The following is a 20,964-nucleotide window of genomic DNA, read 5'->3' on the forward strand; positions in this document are numbered from 1 at the left end:
ATGACAAGCTATTATTCACCCATTACTTATATCATACCGCCAGAAGAGGATGACTTCCTGCTGAAGACAATCCTGCACAAACGGATGGATGTCTCACGCAAGCTACTCTCCCGGCTGAAGCAGACGGAACAAGGCATTACATTAAACGGTGAACGTGTATACATTAGTGTGCATGTTAAGGCAGGAGATACCGTGCAGATCCGCATGGAAACGGAGACTTCGGATGATATTTTACCGCAGCCGATTCCATTCGAGATTCTATTTGAAGATGAACATCTGCTAGTGGTTAACAAGGCAGCGGGAATTATAGTTCATCCAACACATGGACATTACACTGACACGCTTGCCAATGGCGTGGTTTATTATTGGGCGCAGAAGAATGAACGCTTCCGTTTCCGGCCTGTTCACCGCCTGGATCAGGAAACCTCCGGTGTGTTAGTGATCGCCAAAAATCCATACAGCCATCAGCATATTTCCGAGCAGATGATCGCCGGTACTGTGGATAAGCGTTACGCTGCATTTGTTCATGGGGTTCCTGCGGAGCTATCCGGTGATATCGACGGCCCTATCGACCGTGATCCTGAGGAGCCACATCGGCGTATCGTGACACCGGATGGATATCCTTCCCTAACCCGCTATGAGGTTAAGCAGGTGTATTCGGCCGGCTCCAGAGTTGAACTAAAGCTGGAGAGTGGACGTACGCATCAGATTCGGGTCCATATGACCTCTATCGGCTGTCCACTGATTGGAGACAGCATGTATCGTCATGAGCTGTACAATCTACCAGAATTTACTTCAACGCAAAGCGAGCAGTTGGAGTCCGTTGCAGCACTCGATGCTTCCATACCGCGTCAGGCACTGCACGCAGTGCGTCTGACGTTCAAGCACCCGGTGCTTCTGCAAGAAATGATATTCGAAGCCCCGTTGCCACCTGACATGGCAGTCTTGGAGAAAATATTGGAGCAAGGTCTGACAGCGAATTTGTGATAAAATTATGATTCAGGCGATAGAGTGGCGAAGGGGAAGTTTGGAACTGTAGGAGCGATAGCGACCGCCTTTGTCTGCGGATTTCAACCGTGTTTAACGGTAAAATTGATGAAATCTGTAGACAACAGCGGCCGGAAGTCCAAACATTCCTTGTAGTTACGGTATTATTAGCCGATTATTAAAGGAGCACAGCATGAGCAAATTAAAAGTATATCAATATCCCAAATGCAGCACCTGCCGCAGCGCAGTGAAATGGTTGCAGGGACAAGGTCATGAGCTGGAGCTTCAGCACATCGCAGAGCAGCCACCTACGGTGGACGAGCTGCGTGAGCTGCTCGCGAACAGCGGCCTTGAGCTGAAGAAGTTTTTTAATACAAGCGGTGAAGTATACAAATCATTAGGTCTGAAGGACAAGCTGCCCCAGCTTACGGAACAGGAGAAGTTAGAGCTGCTCTCAAGCCACGGGATGCTGATCAAACGTCCGATTGTCACCGATGGAGTTAAAGTTACGGTGGGATTCAAAGAAGACCAATATGCCGATACTTGGACTAATGTTTAATATCAATACAACGATCAAGGGAGAGGTTTATAAGTGAGAACAGAAACAATGGGCCGGGTAATGCTTGTAGATGGAATGGCTCTGCTGTTCCGGGCCTTTTATGCGACCTCTTATGGAGGATATATTCGCAAGACAAAAGATGGATTGCCAACGAATGCGGTATATGGATTTTTGCAGTATTTTTTTGATGCAGTAAGTACGTTTGAGCCTTCTCACGTCGTATGCTGCTGGGATATGGGCAAAGGAACGTTCCGCACCGAGAAATATGATGGATACAAATCCAACCGGATCGAAGCTCCGCTGGAATTAATTCCGCAGTTTGACCTAGTAAAAGAAGTGGTGGCTGAGCTAGGTGTGCCAAACATTGGTCTTGCCGGCTATGAAGCAGATGATTGCATAGGTACGCTGGCATCCTGTTACAGCGATAATTCTGAGGTTTACATTCTGACGGGTGACCATGATATGCTGCAGCTTATTGATGAGAATGTTAAAGTCGTCATTATGAAAAAAGGACGCTCCAACTATAAAGTTTATGACCTTGCAGAATTGCTTGAGGATAAAGGTCTAACCCCTAGACAGGTTATTGACCTGAAGGGCTTTATGGGCGATACAAGTGATAATTACCCTGGTGTAAAAGGGATTGGTGAGAAAACCGCGCTGAAGCTGTTAACAGAGTACGGTACAGTTGAAGGTGTAATTGAGAATCTTCACTTGCTCCCTAAAGGTGTACGGTCCAAAATTGAAGCCGACCTAGATATGCTGCATCTATCAAGGGAGCTGGCTGAAATCCGTTGTGATGTGCCTGTGGTCTGTGAGCTGGCACAAGCTTTATGGCAATTACAGCGGGAAACAGCTGCGCGTAAATTTCAAGAACTGGAATTCGGCAGCCTGATGCATTTGATCGCTGAGGTGCAGGACGAACGGGGAATTGTACAGATTGAGTTAGGTGATCTGGGTTAAGGAGAGAGGTTCTCTTCTGATGAAAATGTGAATAAACATAATGGCAGGTCAAGGTTACTATCCTTGACCTGCTTTTTTTGTTGTCGAATTCATGTGGAAATTTATCAATATATGTCTTTTTTTGACTGAATTACAAATTAAGGTTTCTAATCATGGATATTGGTTTAATGAAATTTCAAAGGAAATACATAGGGATTATTTTCCATAGTAGGTGATGATGAGATGAAGATACTTTTGGTCACGCACAAGTTTCAGAAGATAGTAGGTAATTATTGCAGTCGGACCATGGACGTAGTGAACGAGTCTGAATTAGTCCTTGGAGGTGTTTTGGAGTTTTTGCAAAACATCAATCCTTCTATAGATAGCATATTAATAACAGATGATGCATTATCTCTGAGGATGGAACAGAACAGGAGTGATTTAAATAACCTAATCAATTGGCTCGTAGCTAATCAAAAGTCAAATGTAAAGATTTTAATCCTCACCAGGTACATAAGGAAAGATACAGAATGGGAGAATCTCAGCTATAGATATCCGAATCTCCAAATTAAGAATTACGAATACATACGCATTACACCAGTACTATTTCAGGAAGCTCTTGAGTATTTATCCGATACCAAACCTCAATTAAAACAACATTCCAGACCTCACGACGATAAGAGTAATCACCAAAAGAGTACAGACAGAAAAGGGTCGTTTCTGGATCGCTTTAAACCGAAACCGAAAGCCCCAACTGAATTACAGGCTACGGATACCCTTACTAGGGAGCTTGATAAGATTAGCCGAGGGATTAGTCGTATTGTAGCGATAACCGGGCATAGTGGATGCGGAATTACCAGCACAACTATCAATGTTGCAAGTGAAGCGAGTAAACGGGGGCTGAATGTATTAATAGTGGATATGGATATCGAATATCGAAGTACGAATATGTATTTTAGCAGCTTTCATGAACGAACCAAGCGGGATGAAGATATAAATGCATCTCTCATCCGAACGTTAGCAAGACCTCAGGATTATTTGACTACGGCTTTTCATTTGAAAGAAAACCTATGGCTGGCTGGACTGGGTTACAGCTTTTCCGATCCCAAGTTAATCCAGCAATTTTACACCAGCTCTAAACTTGTCGGTCTGTTGTCCTTACTCCGAAACAAATTTAATTTGATCCTATTGGATCTACCACTGAACTTATTAGACAGATTTCGAGAAGCATTAATCCATATCGACAGCTTTGGCCTCTGTATTCCCAATAATCTATATGCTGTTTTAAGCACTCTGAGGAATGTGGAAGAGACACTGAATAAGGAAAATACGGCCTATTTGAATGCTAAATCAAAAGTAATTGTCACCAAATATAATGACCGTTCCAGATTTCAAGGTGAAATTTTCGTACCAGACAAGGTAAGTGCAGTTGCTACATCCGGTCTTTTAGAAAGCTTTACATACGGAATGAAAGTGGCAGGTCATATCTCTTATGACACGGACTTTGATACTCAGATTGAAACCGATGTGCCGCTTGTATATTCAAACAAAGACCATGAGCGGGCATATGGAAATATACTTCTTAGATTACTGGAGGGGAGTAGTTAATGGATTTAAGTGGGCTTAAAAACGCGACACCCAATAAGCAAATGTTCAAGCGGGTTGCAGCATTGCTCTTTAGTCTATTGATCATCGTGGTTTCTTATATGTTCATTACGAAAGCCAGCAAAGATGCCAGCGATGTGGTAGAGGTGTTGCGGGTCAAGCAGAGTGATGGTATTCCGGCTTACGTAGTCATTACGGAGCCTATGATTGAGAAATACAATATTATCAAAAAAGAATACACCGAGGACATGGTGTTGTCTGAAGATATAGATTCGGTGAAGGATAAACTGTCCGCATATTATCTTCGAGAAAACAGCGTGCTCTACAAAGATCAGTTGCTGGATGAAAAACCGCAAAAAAATGAATGGCTGTATCAAGTGAATGAGGAAAATGAGGTCTTGACGCTTCCTTATAATTTTCTGGAGGTTGGTGGAGATATTCTAATGCCAGGAGACCGTGTTCGTATCCGTGTGTCCTATGAGGTAGAGGAGAAGGATGCCCCGGGTGGCAATCCAAACGCTATTTATTCCGAGTCCACGAATACGATCAAAAAAACTGAAGTATTGTTTGAAAGCATTGTTGTGAAGGATATGCTCAACGCAAGTAGTCATTCCATCTACGAAGTATATAAAGAGGTGCAGAAACTGGATGAGGATAAGAAACAAAATGTTATGAAGAGTAAAGATTTCTTAAAGAACATTCAACCTAAAGCATTACTCCTCGAGGGGACGAGTGCACAAATTAACAATTATGCCAAATACAAAGGACTTAATGGAAATTCATTTCTGATTACCATACTGAGCAGAAAAAGTAGTGATGTCATCATTGACCAACTGCCCACTTTGGAGAAAGAGGTGGAATCGTGGATCGGAAAAGAGGATTAGGAATCGACAGCATTTTTCAGAAAATATCATCTAAGGATCTCGTCGGTGCCGAACTTCAAGAGAATAATCTGATTTATAGTGTAGTAGGTTTTATACCTGCTTGTGATGGCGTAGATAATGCCATGCTCATAAGCAACTTAGGATATTTGTTATCTCAAAAGGGTCTAAATACTTGTGTGGTTGACCTTAAGGTGTTTTATCCGAACTTATATCAATTTCTAGATGTCCCTGCACATAAGAAGGGGCAAGGATTAATTAAGGTGTTAAAAAGCGACAAGGTAGATTTCCGAGATGAATTGCAGCGGACCAAATACGAGAAGCTGTTCCTGTTATCAGCTAGTCCACAGGATCTAATGGAGGAGTATTTTGATTTTGAGTTTGGAAATTTAGAGCGTGTAATTACTACACTTAAGCAGATGTTTGATATTGTGCTGATCGACATTCCCAACAACCCTCCATTGGAATTTTGTCTGGGTGCCATGAAGTATTGTCACATAGGATTCTTTACGGCAACAGAGAGGATGGAAGCTACCATAAATATGGTGAAGCTGCTGGATTATGCTAAATCGGTGGGGATAAGTACGGCTAAGTTCACCAGTGTGGTGATGATGAATATTCAGCATATTGAATTTGATTATAAGGTTATGAAGGACATGGGTTTTAACATAGTTTCTGTACTGCCACTTGTGAAGGATGCCGTAGTTCGTGCACATGAGGGCAGGCTGTACATAAAAGATAACCCCCTAATTAATAAATATTTTAAAAAAGAGATCCAAAAGCTGGCCGATCGGTTGGCGGATCAGTAAAGGGGAGAGCGACTTGCTGACACGTGCGAAAATTAGCGATATGCAGCAAAAAGTACTGCATCAGGTAGGGCCGAAGGAGAACATGGAGGATCTGGCTAGTAAATATACGACCATAAGCTTTGATGAGGCTTTGGAGTTATGCCAAAAATATATTACGAAAATAACGACACATGCCTATAGGCGAGAAAACGACCCTGCTCGAAAACGCGAAATGACTAAGGCATACATAAATGAATTTGTAGACGCGCAGAAACCTTCTGTCGAGGGATTTTATGATCTAGCAGAGTTGAAAAACGCACTCACCAATGAAATCACTCACTATGGTCCCATTACCAAGGCTATGGAGGACCCTAGTATAGATGAAATCAGAGCCAACGGGCCTGATCAAATCTTTGTGGAAAGCGGCGGAAGAAGCCTGCAGTGGGATCAAAATTTTACAGATCGTGATCATATGGAACGGATTATCGCCAAGCTTATAGGTATCTCCAAGGTTCGGCTGATTCCAAAGATACCCATGGTAAATGCCAGAACGATTGAGGGATATCGTGTGAATGCCACTCATGCTGAGATCTCACCGTATGATCAACCGGCGTTTGTGATCCGAAAGTTCAGCAAGAAGAGTATTGTTCCAAAAATGCTCATTGAGAATAAATCCTTCTCCTCAAATATGTATAAATTATTGTCTTTGATCCCGAAATCAGACTTATCTTGGATTACAGTGGGACCGACAGGAAGCGGAAAGACAACGCTAAATGAAATTCTTGTGAAGGAGATCAATCCTCTATCAAGGATTATTACCATTGAAAATCCTTCGGAGATGAGATTGATTCAAAGAGAAGATAACAGCGAACACGGTAGAGTGCTGAATGATGTGTTGCAATACGAGTCGGTCCCTGATGATGATGACTCAAGCCCAGCGACTATGGAAAATTTGCTTATTAATGCGATGAGACAGTCACCTCACTGGATTGGACCAGGGGAGCTTCGAACACCCGGTGAATTCGCCACAGCGCTTCGAGCAGCACAGACGGGACACTATTTCTTTTCCACCCTTCATGCAGAGGGGGATAAGGAAGCGATCTTTAGATTTCTAACGGCCTATCTAATGGCCTCTAATGAGCCAGCGGAACTTGCTCTACGAAATATCTGCAGTGCTGTGAAATTTGTAATCTTTCAAGAGAAACTGGCAGATGGTACTCGTAAAGTGACTTCAATTTCAGAGATTTTGGGCTCAGATGGCTTGAATCCACTGATTAATCAAATCTATAGATTTGATTGTGATGATGTTATTGAAGAGATGATTGAAGGCAAGAAGATGATCAAAATTGTTGGCAGACATTTACGTGTAGGAAAGATCTCGGAGAATGTACAGCAGCTAATGCTCAAGGCCGGAATTAAGAAAAGCAGGTTTGAGTTCTTTACCAAGGATCCGTTGGAGGGCGAAACAGAGGTGTACGAATTCGATGAATACAACTTTAATCATTAGTCTACTTCTTGGTATGGCTGCATTTGTACTATTTAACGCCATCTTTGAGGTCAAGTTTTTTCAGGGTTCTGTAAGATATGTTCTCGACGTTATGGATACCCTCGCAGAGTACCTAGGCAAGTATAACACGAAGCGTTATGTTGACCGGATCAAGAAGGAGCGAATCGTCAGGCAGAAGGAAAATATTTATGCGAAATACAATCGAATGGTAGAGGGTTTGATTTTAGACTTTAATATGCCGTTTACGCTGGAGAGCTTTACCTCAATGCTGTGCATTTGCTTTGCGATTATAGCTCTGCTAGTGGTTCTGCTTATGAAAAGCGTTACGCTTTCGCTTGTGATTACGATTTCAATTTTTGTAGGATTGTTTACTTTTTTCGTGATGCAGTCTAGAGCCATCCAAGCAGAACGGCTTGAAAATATAATGGATGCCGAAGATGTGATTTGTCCGTTAGCCCGTGAAGGTGTACTAGTAGCCATTAAAAAGGTGATGGAGAGCGATGAATATATCAGTCCTAATCTTAGGCCATATTTTCAGCAATTTATAGATAATTGCGACAACAACGGCTATTCCTTTAAGCAAGCTATTACGCTATTAAATAGACAGCTTGGTCCCAAATTTGATAATTTCACAAAAAAAGCAGTGGTCTTCGAATATAACGAAAGAAAAGGTATGGCAGACATTTTCCTCGATATTGTAGATGAAAATGCCGTGCTGCGCGAGATTAACTCTAAAAAGGAACGGATTTTTAGAAAGATGAATCGAGATTTTATGTTTAAAACCGGAATCATTGTGCTTTTTTTCTTGTACGCATTAACTGTAAAGGATTTTAGAGAATTTATGCTTGAAAGCAATGTTGGGAAATTGATCAACACGATATTGATTAGTGTCATTTGTTTAAGCTTTGCACGCAGTCAGGTACTCCAAGGGAACGTCGGCATGGGTGGTGAGCGCAAATGATATTCCTAGTTAAGCTGATAGCCATGCTCTTCATCCTTTATTTGATCAAGATATTGTTATACCCCTTCTTCAAGCCTGTGAGCAGAAAACAGAAAAAACGTGCACGTCAATATATCAAGCAGCGTAAAAATGCGGCGCTAAAAGAGAAGTTCAACCAATATAAACGAAGAATTGCAATGAAATATGTTAAAGGGTTATTGGGAAGTGCTGAAAGATTAAGGTTCAAGAAAATCATTGACCGACTTGATCTACAAAAGACTCCAGAGGAAATACGGACCGAGCAATTCATGTACACGCTAAGTGCTATTGTGATTATGTTGTTGCTATGGAAGGTGAACATCCTGCTTGGCTGTATCTCTGCCATCTTCATCATGCTGGGCTGGCTCTATCCGGTGGTCGAGTTGGAGAAGATTATCGATAAGAAGAACAAAAATATATCCCTGGATTTCCCAGCCTTTTATAGTATGGTCTATTACCAGTATATAAAGTCGGTTAACATTCATTTCTCAGATGTGCTTAAGGATTACATTCCTAGTGCAAATCCTGATATAGCCGAGGAGCTCGGTGTGATGCTGGATAATATTGATTACGGAGAAGAATTCGCTTTTAAGCAGCTGAAGAAACGGATTCCGATGCATTACGTGATCAAGTTCTGCGACATTATGGAGACGAGGCTTAAAGGATACGATAATGTGTCTCAGATGGCATATCTCAAGAATGAATTAGATGGCTTCAGAATCAGGGCTTTGGAAGAAGAGCTGGAGAGTAGGCAGCGCAGCAGCGCAAGGATCCAGTTTCTACTTATTATAGTGTTGGCTATTTATATCGTTATGTACTATTTGTTTACCATTCTGAGTTCAATGAAGATGTTTCAATAAGCCAAATTTATTTATAGGGGGATAAACGAATGAAGACAGATCTTAAGGAATTGCTAGTGGAGGAAAAAGGAGAAGTAGGGATCAAGCAAATTGCCATCACGGTTGGCGTTATTATTTTAATTGGAGTGGTAGTGACCTATCTAAAGGGTGGAGTACTGACAGGATGGGTTGATGATGTTTGGGAATTCTTATTCGATGATTTGATTGGAAAGATGGTTAGCTAATTTGGGGTGAAAACACAATGCAAGGGATAGCAAAGGCAGTATTACTTACCATTCTGACCTCGGTTACGATTTTGCTGTTTGTAAATTTGGCTTTCTTTTTCCCATGGTATTTAACGCTGGTCACAGAGACGTATAGTGTTTCGCAGATTGTAGCTGGTGATAACTACTTGAAGGAATCGTATTATGAGGATGTTATGGAGAGATTACAGGAGCGCCCTATTTACCGAGATAAAGCCGATGATATTGTCATTACGGTCACTAATGCAGATCATGATAATGCGATTGGAAATGATGATGAAACCTCATATTACGATGAAGGGAACGAATGGAATAAACCTTATCGGCAAAGAGGCGAACCGCTTACGGTTGAGATTAAAGCTGTATATCCTTTCTCTATCACTTTATGGGGAAAGAAGCTGGAGCGTGAAATTCCGGTCCACTTCTCCATGTCAACGACAGGCCTGAAACATTATAAGGATCTGGACTACTATATAGATTGATAGGATGACTTTGTGTGAAAAATATTGCAGTAGGAGTATTGTTGATTATTCTAGTGTCAATTGTTGTGGAGCCTTTGGTGGAGATGGGCATTGTATTTAGAGAGAAGGTAGTGCTGAGCACTGCGATCTCTAATGCTTGCCGGGCAGCCAAGGATCGGAGTTTAGAGTATGAACTGCTACGTGGACTGGATGCGGTGATTAACGAGGAGAGGTTCAAAGAATACTTTTCAGATGCGTTCGAAAGTGCTCTAAATGTATCGGAACAGACCGATAATGGCAACGTGCTTACATTTACCTCCAATGATGATAGATACAATGATTTTACGGTAAATTTAGATTTTTCTAACATAGAGAACACCCAAACCAGCCAATGGGTATCAGAAGTTAATGTGAAAGCACAGGCAACATACAAATTTAAAACCAGATACTTAAAGCTCGCTGAAGAAGCAGACAAAGAAGTAGATTATCAGTTAATTAGCGAGAGGAAATATATTCTCTCCGTTAAGAATTGATGAAAGGAATAATCAGAATGGACTATATCATGGTTACTTTTCAAACGGATACAGGTCTAAGAATGGACCTAAAAGTCCCGGTGTTTGTGACTATAGAAGAACTGTTAGACATGTTAACGGAGTCCTTGAGCTTAAAGGAGAGAAGCGGGGCTAAGCTTCAGGCTGAGCCATTAGGCAGAATATTAAGTAATAGTAAAACCTTGGATCAAGAAGGTGTAGCCCAAGGCGCACTGCTCACACTTATCTGAGAAGGGGCAATGAAATGAATGGCAACCTGCAAAGTGGCGGATTAATCCTAAAGGCTGATGAATCTCTTTTTATTACGGATATTAAAAACTATTCAGGAACCTATTCTTTGGACAGAGCGAATGATCAAGCTGTGCCTATTCATTATGAGGGTTTGTTCTGGTTCATGAATGAGGCTGGCAATTTCCTTTATTACAGTGATCAGTTAAAGGGAAATGTGCTCTGTAAGCTTGATATTGTAAAGCAACATTCAGAAGTATTGTTAGACAAACCTTGTTATCAGCTTCAGCGACATGAAGATTGGATCTACTATATTCACGAGGAGGACCATCGATTATATCGCTGTTCTACTAGTGGTAAACGTGATATGAGGCTGATTGATGAGCATGTGGAGAGTTTTCTCTTGTACGAAGGACAAATCTACTATGCTACACCAAATGGGATTAAGAGGAGCACAGAATCCGGTGAGGCAAGTGAAAAGATTAGTGAATTGGTTACAAGTTTACTGATTCGGATAGGAAATAAGCTGTGTTTTTCAGATGCCGAGAATGGACATCGCTTGACGCTACTTGATGTGGAGCGTCATACGGTAACTATGGTAGACAATATAGTTGCCCTTAGTATAAGCACGGATGACAAATATATTTATTGTGCTAACCGATTAAATGACAACAGTATATATCGCGTAGATCCATTGCATGGAGGGAGTATTCGAATATCTGGGGAAAGCGCGGACTATTTACATGTTCTGGACAATGATCTTTATTTTTGCAGTGGTCGTGAATGGCATCGAATCTCTCTATTTGGTGGAGAGGCGGAGACAATAACCTTTATAGGAAGGTAGATCTAATGAGCTATGAATTCAGTCGTCAGCCCCGTTTTCTACCGGATATGCCCCGGGGAGAAATTGATGTTCCTAATCCACCTATGATTAACGAGAAACCAGAGATCTCTTGGTTCGGAATATTGCTTCCACCTATCGTAATGTTGATTATTACCGTATTAATCGCAATGACTTCACAGTCCATCTATTTACTGATCTCAGTTGCGACCACAGTAATGACACTGATTGGCTCATTGACAGGAGCAACTTCTCAGATTCGGAAATATAAGCTAAAGAAGAAGGAACGGGAAGAAAAATATCTTCAATTTATAACCGATGTCCGCAGCGATTTGTCGATAGCTCGCGAACAACAGGTGAAAGCCATGAATGAAATGAGCCCGGATCCTGCGGAATGTGTGCAACGAATCTCGCGCAGGGATAACAAGCTATGGGAAAAAACGCCTTCACATAATGATTTTCTGGCTCTGCGGATCGGGGTGGGAAGTGTACCCCTGGAACTGCACATCAAATACACCAAACAGGCGATCATCCTTGAAACAGACCCGCTGCTGATGGAGCCGCAGAGATTGGCCATGGAATTTGAGAAGGTCCCGAACGTTCCTATAACGGTTAATCTGTTGACTACCGAAATATGCGGGATTGCCGGTGAAAGCGATAAAACAGCTGTGCTAATAAAACTGATGCTGCTACAGCTTGTGACTCATCATGGTTATGACGATGTCAGGGTTATTGTTCTTGCCGCAGAGGATGAATTGGAGAAATGGGATTGGCTGAAATTTGTACCCCACCTATGGGATGACGGTTTTAATATCAGATTTCTTTTATGTGGTAAAGCCATTGCCCATCAGACCTTGTCCGAGATTTATGGCTCTTTGAAGGAGCGGGAGATGAGGTCTTTGAGCGGTGGTGTATTGCCCCATTATCTCTTTATTGTAGAGGACGCTTCCTTACTTGAGAATGAGCTAATCAGTAAATATTTGTACAACGGCAGTGTAAAGCTTGGAGTATCAACCCTTTTTATCGCCAAGAATTCCGCTTATTTGCCCATGAACTGTAAAACGGTTATTCATTTAAACGGAAAAAACGGTGAAATGGCCAATCGATTAACCGGGGAGAAGATCGTATTTACTCCGGATCAGGCAGATATAAAAGATTTAGATCTAGTCGCCAGAAAGCTCGCACCGCTACGAATCAAAAATTCAAGTGCTAATTTCTCACTTCCATCCTCCATCACACTGATGGAAATGCTACAGAACGAAAAGGTATCTGAAGTAAATGTAATGTTGAACTGGACCCGCAACAAAACCTATATGGGCATGAGTGTACCTATAGGGGTGAGGGCTGGTGGAGAAGCTTTATATTTAGACATGCATGAGACGGGGTTCGGGCCCCATGGTCTTGTAGCCGGGACAACAGGTTCTGGCAAAAGTGAATTATTACAAAGTATCATCGTATCCCAAGCCATTCATTACCATCCGCATGATATTGCTTTTGTTCTTATTGATTATAAAGGGGGCGGCATGGCAGATGTATTCAAGGGAATGCCTCATCTGGTCGGTACCATTACGAATTTGGATGGGAATCAAACGACGAGAGCACTGCTATCTATCAAAAGTGAGCTCATGCGGCGGCAACGTGTCTTCTCGGAATATGGCGTGAACAATATTGATAAATACCAGAAATTATTTTATAGCAAAAATGTAAAAGGTGACATGCCAGCCATTCCCCATCTGATTATGATTGCGGATGAGTTCGCGGAGCTTAAGCAGGATCAACCGGATTTCATGAAAGAGCTTGTAAGTACGGCCCGGGTAGGTCGAAGCCTTGGCGTCCATTTGATCCTTGCCACCCAGAAGCCTGCCGGCGTAGTGGATGACCAGATATGGAGTAACTCGAAATTTAAAATATGTCTTAAAGTGCAGGATGAGGCTGACAGTCGGGATGTTATTAAACGTCCTGATGCGGCCATGATTAAGGAACCGGGAAGGGCGTATATACAGGTCGGAAATGATGAGATCTTTGAGTTGTTCCAATCTGCGTATTCTGGTGCTGATTATGATCCGAAAGGCGAACTGCAGAAACAGGAGAACAAGACCAAACGAATCTATAAGGTAGCTCTGAATGGTAGAAGCGAGCAGATCTTTCCGCTTGAGGAAGAGAAATTCTCCCCAAATGAGTCTGCTTCCCAACTGCATGCCATGGTTGAATACATTACAGAAACCGCCAAGCAATATGGGATTTCTCCAATGAAAGGGCCTTGGCTACCGCCACTGCCTGAAGTAGTCTACCTCGATTTATTGCTGCCGAATAGCTTAGCAGATGGTAGATGGCCGCAGCAGCAGAAACTGCTCAGTGTGCCAGTGGGGATCATGGATGATCCAAGAGGACAGAGACAGGAAGCGCTGGAGATAGATTTTGCATCTGAGGGGAATCTGTTTGTCTATGGAACGCCGGGTACAGGTAAAACCGTGTTCCTCAAAACGTTATGTTTATCGCTGGCTCTAATGTATCCGCCGGATGACGTCAATATCTATATTATGGATTTTGGCGGAAGCTCACTCAAAGCTATGGAGAAACTCCCTCATGTCGGTGGGGTAATGACACTGGAGCAAGAAGATAAAATTGACCAATTTATGCGCTTTATGTTCAGGGTTATGGAGGATCGAAGAACGCTGTTTCAAAATAATGGAAGTGAAGGGTTCAATGATTACCGTAGAAGTGGACGAAAACTGCCCGCATTTATAGTCATAGTCGACAACTACTTTGCTTTATCGGAGACCTACGAAGATTTTGACGCTCAAATGGTGCTGCTGGCTCGTGAAGGTTTTAAATACGGTATTTATATGGTCGCTACAGCAACCAATAGTGCTTTGGTCAGATATAAATTTTCGGTTAACTTCAAAATGGCGATCAGCTTCCAGATGACTGAGAAGAGTGAATATGATGGTATTGTAGGACGAACGGAAGGCTTGGAACCCGCTAAGGTTGCAGGCAGAGGATTGGTAAGAGGCAAGCCGCCTTTGGAATTTCAGACTTCGCTTCCTGAATATCAACATACCGCTACCGAGCTCATCTTGAAGAGAATGGAGGCTTTGAATCTAACTGGAGCCGCACCAATTCCGGTGATGCCTTCTACGATTGATCTGCGGCAGCTCAATAATAATACAGAGCAACTGGCAATAGGCTTGGGCAACAATGATTTACAGCCTGTGTTTATAGACCTTGTTGCAACACCAGTGCTGATGATAGCTGGAGAGGCTATGTCAGGAAAGAGCACTTTACTTGTATCGTGGATGAAGCTGCTGAGCGAAAAGGAGGATCTAGAGGTATATGCGCTGGATTCATCTGCTATGGGCATTTATGAACTGATACAACAGTCTTACGTAACGGATTTATCGAACGTGGATGATTTGGACAATTTCATTGATGGGATCAAAGAACAATTGGAAACTAGACGCAGTGAGCTTCTCTCATGCAGAATGTCCGGTGGTGACGTTGGCGCTCTGATGAAACAGTGGAAGCAGATAATCTTCGTTATTGATCGTCTAAGTGAATTTACGAGCGGAGACAAGTATATGCTGCATGAGCTGATTGAACGAATTGTGAAGCAAGAACGCGGCATGAAGGTAGCTGTTCTAGCGACAGATAACACAAATGATCTTACCTCTAATTGGGATTCCTTGGGCAAGACTATCCGAGAAGAACAGACCGGGATCCTGCTAGGTAGAATGAAAGAACAAAATCTTTACAATGTGTCCTTACCTTACGGAATCCAGGAGAAAGATGGGGAGCAAGGTGATGGCTATCTCATTGTAAAGAATAAATATACCGGATTAAGATGTGCCGTATGGAGTAAGGAGAATCGAGTTAATGCGGGAGTAGGAGTTTAGGATGGAGGTGCAGCTAGTGTCAGTTAGTCCATCAGAAATCAGGGGAAACGCTTCACAAATCCATAGTCTAATCAATGAAGTGAACAGTACTTCAAAAAAACTGCAAAGTGATTATACACAATCGGCCAGCTATTGGACCGGTACGGCTTCTAAAGCATTTCAAAGTGAATACAACGAGCTGGATAGCGAAATGAAGACCCTGCTTACAATGCTGGATAGGCTCGAAAGTGGGGTCCAAAGAGTGGCTTCAGAAGTGATCCGTGCTGAACAGGAAAGAGAAGAAAAGCGAAGACTAGCAGAGAAAGCGGCGCAAGAGGCACTGAAACAAAAGCAATTAGAAAAGCAAAAGCAAAGCCAGAAGTAATGACAGGGGTGTTGAGATAGAAATGCTTTGAAAGGAGGTGAATAATGTGGCGGGAAACAATCTTACATTTAATCCGGATCAGGCACTAGGTGTAGCTAAGTCTATTAAAACCAAAGCAAACAATGCAGATACTCTTATCAAACAATTGCAATCTGAAATTCATGCTGTTAGCGGTTGGTGGCAAGGAGAATCACAAACTGCTTTTATACAACAATTCGATGGACTTATGCCTAGTTTTAAGGAAATGGTTCTCTGTGTAGAGAACATCAGTAAGAACCTAACGCAAATTGCTAACATCAAGCAACAAGCCGAGCAAGAAATGGCAAGTAAACTGCGTGGAAAATAATGCTGGCATACATAACAAGGCAGATTTTGAGCTATCTGCCTTGTTAGTATGATTTTAAGTAAGTATGAAGTGAATTTATTTGGGGGGATCTGTAAGTGAAGCTGACCGAACAACAATACATAACACTGGCATCAGTTGTAGAAGCAGCAGACGGTCTCGAACTGACGGATAGTCTGGCTTTTGCTGGTGCAGCAGCCTATGCCTATAGAGATGAGCATGATGATAGATTAATTATCTTTACATATAAAGGAAAAGATTGGCTTGCGGATCTGCAGTCTCTGTTAAGCGGTCAGAGCAGCATGCCGGAGGAAGCATCAAGATTTTTATTAAAAAACAAAGGGGAGAAGGATTGCCAGGTTACTGGTTATTCCATGGGCGGTGCCTTAGCTCTTTATGCAGCAGCGGTTAATGAGGGGATTGGTGGTGTGGTATTCGACGCACCAGGTATAGCAAACATTCTGACTGCGGAGCAAAGGGGAAAGCTTCAGGTTAAAAATATTGTGGCTTATAACAGTCTTGTATCCGCGTTAGGCAAACACAACGAAGAGATTGTATTTGCTAAATCGGGTATAGAAGAAACGGAATTTCTAATTCCTGATTCGCTTTGGCAGCGCTATACCTTTGACTCTGAGGGGAGCGTGATTATAGGTGAAAAAGGGAATGCCTATGCTTTGCTATCCAAGATTAATATCCTAACGGAAGAGCATACGCCTGTTTTTGATGCTGTTATGAGTGGATTTGGGGATACCGTCGGACTAACAGAATCTGCATCGGATCATTTGGGTTACGTGATATTTACCTTAATAGATCAGTTGGATGTAGGAAAAGTGCGAGGTGCACTGATTGAAATTGCCCACAAATATGAACGAATGTTGGATGCGAAGTTCAGCGAGTGGAGAACCGAAATGAATAATATTCCGGAATCCTTCTTATTCGATGACATCCGTGCGAAATTTGAACAACTATCTGAAGCATCCATGCTAGAGGCAGCGGGAATAGCAGAAGAGCTTAATGAAATCACGCAAGCTGTCTTATCCATCCTGCTGATTTGCAGTCCGGTAGGGGATAAGCTGATGGACCATGTAGAGGAATGGTTGAATAAACTGACAAATGCCCTCATGGAACGTATGGAGAAACTAACGAACCAAATGACATTACATCTCGATAAGGTGGTTGAAACAACCATGAATCAAATGCTCAAATTTCCAGAATTGAAGCTGGATTTTGAGTTCTGATTACTAACTGGAATCGCCATCAAAAAGGAGTGAAGCCAGCATGAAAAAGATTTATACAAGGAAGGTGTTGACTCTGATGTTGATATTATCAATGTTCAGCTTTATGGGATGTGGCTCTAGAGAGGAGAAAAGTGAAAAGAAAATTTTGAGCTCCTTGCAGGAAAAGTATGGCGAGGAATTCATCCTTGATGGCATAGGCGGCGGTTGGGGAACGATGAACAACAATACATTGAAGGCGACTGTGCATCCTAAGAAGGATGACACGATTAATGTACGGGTGGAAATCACGAAGGATTTGGAAAAGGTGTATGACAACTATTTAAACCAGGTGGTAGCAAAAAAAGACGAACCAATGATTCAAGCAATCGCTGCTAGCATTTGGCCTGACAGTAAAATTATCGTTGCCAACGAAACGGGGTTGGTTTACCCCAAGCATAACGATACAAAGATTTCCTACGAGCAATTTCTGAAGTTATATCCAACGAATACGCTGGTGATTTCAGTCTATTTAAATAGTGATAACTATGTTGATGGTAATGGAGATATGGACCAAGAGGCAGAAATGAGAAAATATATGGATTTTGCAAAAATACTAGCAGAAAATAAATATGTGAGTAGTCTGATAGGGATAGGATACCTCACTCCAGAGGCCTATGGTCGATTAGAAGAGGTCAAAAAGGCAGAGGAAAGTGTTGACATATATTTTAGTGACGAAACCAAAAAAACAGGAATTATTAATATAGTTACAATGGCTGGATTCAAATTAGGAGTTGATGGAAAGATTGTAGAATCTCAAGACAAGATTAGAGAATTCTTTGATATATGGAAAGAGGACAGAATAAAAAGAATGGAACAAAGAGGGGGATTGTAATGGACGATACGCTTACAGAGGTAGAGTTAAAGCAGATCTCACAACTTGTTTATTTAGATATACTCAACATTAAGGATTTGGAAAAAACATATGCATTATATAAAAAAATCACTCTCGGCGAAGTTCTCAACTTCTACGCTTCTCCCGCAGGTCAGCAACAATTAAAAGAACGCTTTCCTGACGATCTTAACGGAGTCAAAGAATACAAGCAGTGGAATGATCTCATAGAGCAGATGAATATATCTGATTATCAGAATTGGGAAATCTCCAATATCGTCTCTCATAATAAAAAAGAGGAATCAGGTTTTGTTGCATTTACAGTAGATACCAAGAACGGGGCAAAGGTAGCGGCGTTCCGGGGTAGTGAACCAATGGATAACCCGCTTTACCATAATGACTGGAAAAACAACGGAACAACTGCATATGCCCTTGAATCTTTACAACAGGCGGAAGCTAAAGAATATATGGATAATTTCAAAATAGATGCGGGTTATGAATTGTTTCTGACTGGGCACTCGCTAGGAGGTAATCTAGCCCTATATTCCTCTTTTATATTACCTGAGAATTTACGGAATCAACTAACTTCCACATCAACGTTTAATGCACCGGGATTTAATGGAATCTTGCTTGATAAACACAGGGCCACTATAGATGAATTGAATGAGAATGACAAAATTAAAGAGTTCAGAAATAAAAATGACATCGTTCCGGCCTTATTTCAAAATCCATCAGCAGGTATTTACATTGATACTGAATCTGAAAGGAATACCGTGCTGCCACATCATTCCTTATTCTCACTGAAGATCGACGGGAACAATGAGTCTTTTCAACGTTCAGAGTCACAGACTCGGGCTTTGGTTCCTAACCTTGTGCATAATATTACAGTTGGTTTAGAAATTGTGCCGGGGCCACTAAAGGAAGCATTGGTTGAAGGGATTTTTAAAGTATTGGATGGGGAAGTAGATCTGCGACCATTAGCGTTTGCGGGAATAGCCGTAGTTGGGCTTTTAATGGTGACTGTTGGGCCCGTTGCAGTTGTTACTGCGGCGATTACTGCAGCGTTAGCTGCGCTCGTTGTCACTATAAAAGCTCTGGTTGCGCTTTATGTGATTGGTTTTGTAATTGACAGTGTGATTCCCTGGATTGAGCAAAAGGTGGAGGATATCAAGGAGAGAGTGGTCTCCTTTTATAATCAAAGTGTTGAATTTGTAACGAATATGGTGACAGAAGCTGTCCGAGTGACTAATTTGATCGGTGATAAAATTGAGGAGTTTTCACAAAAGGTAAAGCACGCAGTCTCTGATTTTATGACGAAATTAAAAGAGGGCTTTAATCGTTTTGTAGAGAATGCCATTCAGTATATTGAAGCTCAGAAGGAATATTGGATTAGTGTAAAAGACAAAGCAATGAAGAAAATGGGGGATATATTCCAAAGTGTAAAATCTAAAATTAAGAAAACTAAGGAAGAATTTATCGCTGGCGTACGCACGATTAAAGATTCAGCGATCAGCAAAGTCAAATCGACCGTAACGAAAACCATAACGAAGATTGCAGTTGCATCTGCTAGTGTCATTCAAGGAGCCAAGATTTTGGCGAATATGGATAAACTGGAGAGTCTGCAGAAAAGTCTGGTGCGTAAGGAAGAGAGCATTGCTGAAGCCGTCGAGAGGATATTATCTATAGCTTCTGGAGTCAGTTCTAACGTGGGCAGGACTTACAGTGAATCTTATGTTCAAGCTCAATTAAGAGAAGTTCAACGTTTAAGCAATGAAGTCCGGACACAGAAAAATCGTGTAACAACAGCGATTAACGGAAAAACTGCAGGTTTAAGATACACAGTTACAAAATATCGAGAGATTGAATCCAAAATTGTTGCAGCTGCCCGTGCAAGTACTACCACAATACATCTTAACTAATTATATCAGGAAATAGAAAGATAAATTGAGAGGAGTAATTATATGAAAAAATTAATCAGTTCTCTACTTTTATTACTAATGGTATCCCTGATGACTTCTGCATTTTCAGGTTTTGCAGCAAGTCTTCCATTGAGGGTAGTAGTAAATGGAGAAAAAGTTATTTTTCCAGACGCCCAGCCTTTTATCGATGCGCAGCAAAGAGTACAGCTACCCGTGCGTTTTATAAGTGAAGCGCTTGGAGCTAAGGTGTTATGGGACAGTAAGGCCAAAAAGGCAACAATCTCGCTTGAAGGCAAAACAATGGGTGTCTATATCGGGAAAAAGAGTTATGAGCTCAATGGAAAAACAAAACAAATGGACACGGCAGCATTGTTCAAACAGTCAAGAACCTTTGTCCCACTTCGATTTGTATATGAAGGACTCGGTGTAAACGTGAAATGGGATGATGCTGTGAAGACGGTCTACATCACTACTCCTTCAGGTGAAATAGCTACCTCTGATAAGCCTGCTACGGGAGAATCAACGAATGGAGCGAAGACGGTAACGATTCATGGGTTTGAAATCCCGTATACTCAATTGGGGGCCAATCTAGAGTCGACTTATATTACCGATTCACAGCTGACAGTATACAACAATGATGATCGGAAAGCAGGTCAGTATCTTTTTCAAATCACAATTACATTTACTAATATAGGCTCTGACCCTGCACTGGAAGCGAAGGAAGCGGAGAATATTCTTAGACAAAACATTGAGGGCGATGTCGTAGATTCGATTATGAAGTATGTTAGAACAAAAACAAAAAGAATGGATGAGCTAGATTATAAAGTCTTCCAAAGCAAAGATTATAAAATTGATGTAGACTCTCCTGGTATGGGGGATATAGGAATCGCAGTATGGCCGAAGTAGGAGAG

At 41.8% G+C, this 20,964-nt stretch carries 21 protein-coding genes; all 21 read left to right on the forward strand.

Features of this window, described 5'->3' with window-relative positions:
• The 21 genes from NSQ50_RS08010 to NSQ50_RS08110 all read left to right on the forward strand — a co-directional run bounded on the left by NSQ50_RS08010 (nucleotide 1) and on the right by NSQ50_RS08110 (nucleotide 20,959).
• A complete protein-coding gene (locus tag NSQ50_RS08010; RefSeq protein WP_036684512.1) occupies nucleotides 1-987 on the forward strand; it encodes an RluA family pseudouridine synthase in 987 nt (328 codons plus the stop codon).
• Between the two features lie 193 nt (nucleotides 988-1,180).
• A complete protein-coding gene (locus tag NSQ50_RS08015; protein WP_038569540.1) occupies nucleotides 1,181-1,546 on the forward strand; it encodes an arsenate reductase family protein in 366 nt (121 codons plus the stop codon).
• Nucleotides 1,547-1,594: 48 nt separating this feature from the next.
• The gene (locus NSQ50_RS08020) at nucleotides 1,595-2,506 is read left to right on the forward strand and encodes a 5'-3' exonuclease (protein WP_052097441.1); all 912 of its coding nucleotides are present in this window, start codon (nucleotides 1,595-1,597) and stop codon (nucleotides 2,504-2,506) included.
• Between the two features lie 222 nt (nucleotides 2,507-2,728).
• Nucleotides 2,729-4,093, forward strand: a complete 1,365-nt coding sequence (locus tag NSQ50_RS08025) for an AAA family ATPase (RefSeq protein ID WP_038569542.1) — start codon at nucleotides 2,729-2,731, stop codon at nucleotides 4,091-4,093.
• Entirely contained in the window at nucleotides 4,093-4,974 is an 882-nt protein-coding gene (locus NSQ50_RS08030) for a hypothetical protein (protein ID WP_036684504.1), read from the forward strand. Before NSQ50_RS08025 ends, NSQ50_RS08030 begins: the two co-directional genes overlap by 1 nt.
• The gene (locus NSQ50_RS08035; protein WP_036684503.1) at nucleotides 4,953-5,780 is read left to right on the forward strand and encodes a hypothetical protein; all 828 of its coding nucleotides are present in this window, start codon (nucleotides 4,953-4,955) and stop codon (nucleotides 5,778-5,780) included. Before NSQ50_RS08030 ends, NSQ50_RS08035 begins: the two co-directional genes overlap by 22 nt.
• Nucleotides 5,781-5,793: 13 nt before the next feature.
• Nucleotides 5,794-7,266 (forward strand): ATPase, T2SS/T4P/T4SS family, encoded by a 1,473-nt coding sequence (locus NSQ50_RS08040; RefSeq protein ID WP_036684499.1) that lies wholly within the window; start codon nucleotides 5,794-5,796, stop codon nucleotides 7,264-7,266.
• Nucleotides 7,244-8,227, forward strand: coding sequence for a hypothetical protein (locus tag NSQ50_RS08045; RefSeq protein ID WP_036684498.1), 984 nt, complete (start codon nucleotides 7,244-7,246; stop codon nucleotides 8,225-8,227). Before NSQ50_RS08040 ends, NSQ50_RS08045 begins: the two co-directional genes overlap by 23 nt.
• Nucleotides 8,224-9,105, forward strand: coding sequence for a hypothetical protein (locus NSQ50_RS08050; RefSeq protein WP_076146943.1), 882 nt, complete (start codon nucleotides 8,224-8,226; stop codon nucleotides 9,103-9,105). Before NSQ50_RS08045 ends, NSQ50_RS08050 begins: the two co-directional genes overlap by 4 nt.
• 29 nt (nucleotides 9,106-9,134) lie before the next feature.
• Complete coding sequence (locus NSQ50_RS08055; protein WP_036684494.1) at nucleotides 9,135-9,329, forward strand: hypothetical protein; 195 nt, start codon at nucleotides 9,135-9,137, stop codon at nucleotides 9,327-9,329.
• Between the two features lie 17 nt (nucleotides 9,330-9,346).
• On the forward strand, nucleotides 9,347-9,829 hold the full coding sequence (locus tag NSQ50_RS08060) for a hypothetical protein (protein WP_036684493.1): 483 nt from the start codon (nucleotides 9,347-9,349) through the stop codon (nucleotides 9,827-9,829).
• A gap of 14 nt (nucleotides 9,830-9,843) precedes the next feature.
• Entirely contained in the window at nucleotides 9,844-10,341 is a 498-nt protein-coding gene (locus tag NSQ50_RS08065; RefSeq protein ID WP_036684491.1) for a hypothetical protein, read from the forward strand.
• Nucleotides 10,341-10,589, forward strand: a complete 249-nt coding sequence (locus NSQ50_RS08070) for an EsaB/YukD family protein (protein WP_036684490.1) — start codon at nucleotides 10,341-10,343, stop codon at nucleotides 10,587-10,589. Before NSQ50_RS08065 ends, NSQ50_RS08070 begins: the two co-directional genes overlap by 1 nt.
• Before the next feature lie 14 nt (nucleotides 10,590-10,603).
• Nucleotides 10,604-11,431: a DUF5050 domain-containing protein gene (locus NSQ50_RS08075; protein WP_036684488.1), complete on the forward strand. Its 828-nt coding sequence runs from the start codon at nucleotides 10,604-10,606 to the stop codon at nucleotides 11,429-11,431.
• 5 nt (nucleotides 11,432-11,436) lie between these two features.
• Nucleotides 11,437-15,321 (forward strand): type VII secretion protein EssC, encoded by a 3,885-nt coding sequence (gene essC, locus NSQ50_RS08080; protein ID WP_076146941.1) that lies wholly within the window; start codon nucleotides 11,437-11,439, stop codon nucleotides 15,319-15,321.
• Nucleotides 15,322-15,337: 16 nt separating this feature from the next.
• Nucleotides 15,338-15,685: a WXG100 family type VII secretion target gene (locus NSQ50_RS08085; RefSeq protein WP_162164277.1), complete on the forward strand. Its 348-nt coding sequence runs from the start codon at nucleotides 15,338-15,340 to the stop codon at nucleotides 15,683-15,685.
• Nucleotides 15,686-15,731: 46 nt separating this feature from the next.
• The gene (locus NSQ50_RS08090) at nucleotides 15,732-16,031 is read left to right on the forward strand and encodes a WXG100 family type VII secretion target (protein ID WP_036684485.1); all 300 of its coding nucleotides are present in this window, start codon (nucleotides 15,732-15,734) and stop codon (nucleotides 16,029-16,031) included.
• 95 nt (nucleotides 16,032-16,126) lie between these two features.
• Entirely contained in the window at nucleotides 16,127-17,266 is a 1,140-nt protein-coding gene (locus tag NSQ50_RS08095; protein ID WP_038569545.1) for an Mbeg1-like protein, read from the forward strand.
• 40 nt (nucleotides 17,267-17,306) lie between these two features.
• A complete protein-coding gene (locus NSQ50_RS08100) occupies nucleotides 17,307-18,137 on the forward strand; it encodes a hypothetical protein (protein ID WP_076103994.1) in 831 nt (276 codons plus the stop codon).
• Complete coding sequence (locus tag NSQ50_RS08105) at nucleotides 18,137-20,053, forward strand: Mbeg1-like protein (RefSeq protein ID WP_076224118.1); 1,917 nt, start codon at nucleotides 18,137-18,139, stop codon at nucleotides 20,051-20,053. Before NSQ50_RS08100 ends, NSQ50_RS08105 begins: the two co-directional genes overlap by 1 nt.
• A gap of 42 nt (nucleotides 20,054-20,095) precedes the next feature.
• Nucleotides 20,096-20,959: a copper amine oxidase N-terminal domain-containing protein gene (locus NSQ50_RS08110; RefSeq protein WP_076101575.1), complete on the forward strand. Its 864-nt coding sequence runs from the start codon at nucleotides 20,096-20,098 to the stop codon at nucleotides 20,957-20,959.
• Nucleotides 20,960-20,964 lie beyond the last annotated feature (5 nt).

This window comes from Paenibacillus sp. FSL R10-2788 (assembly GCF_038003885.1).
In the GTDB taxonomy this organism is placed as follows: Bacteria; Bacillota; Bacilli; order Paenibacillales; family Paenibacillaceae; genus Paenibacillus_AQ; species Paenibacillus_AQ odorifer.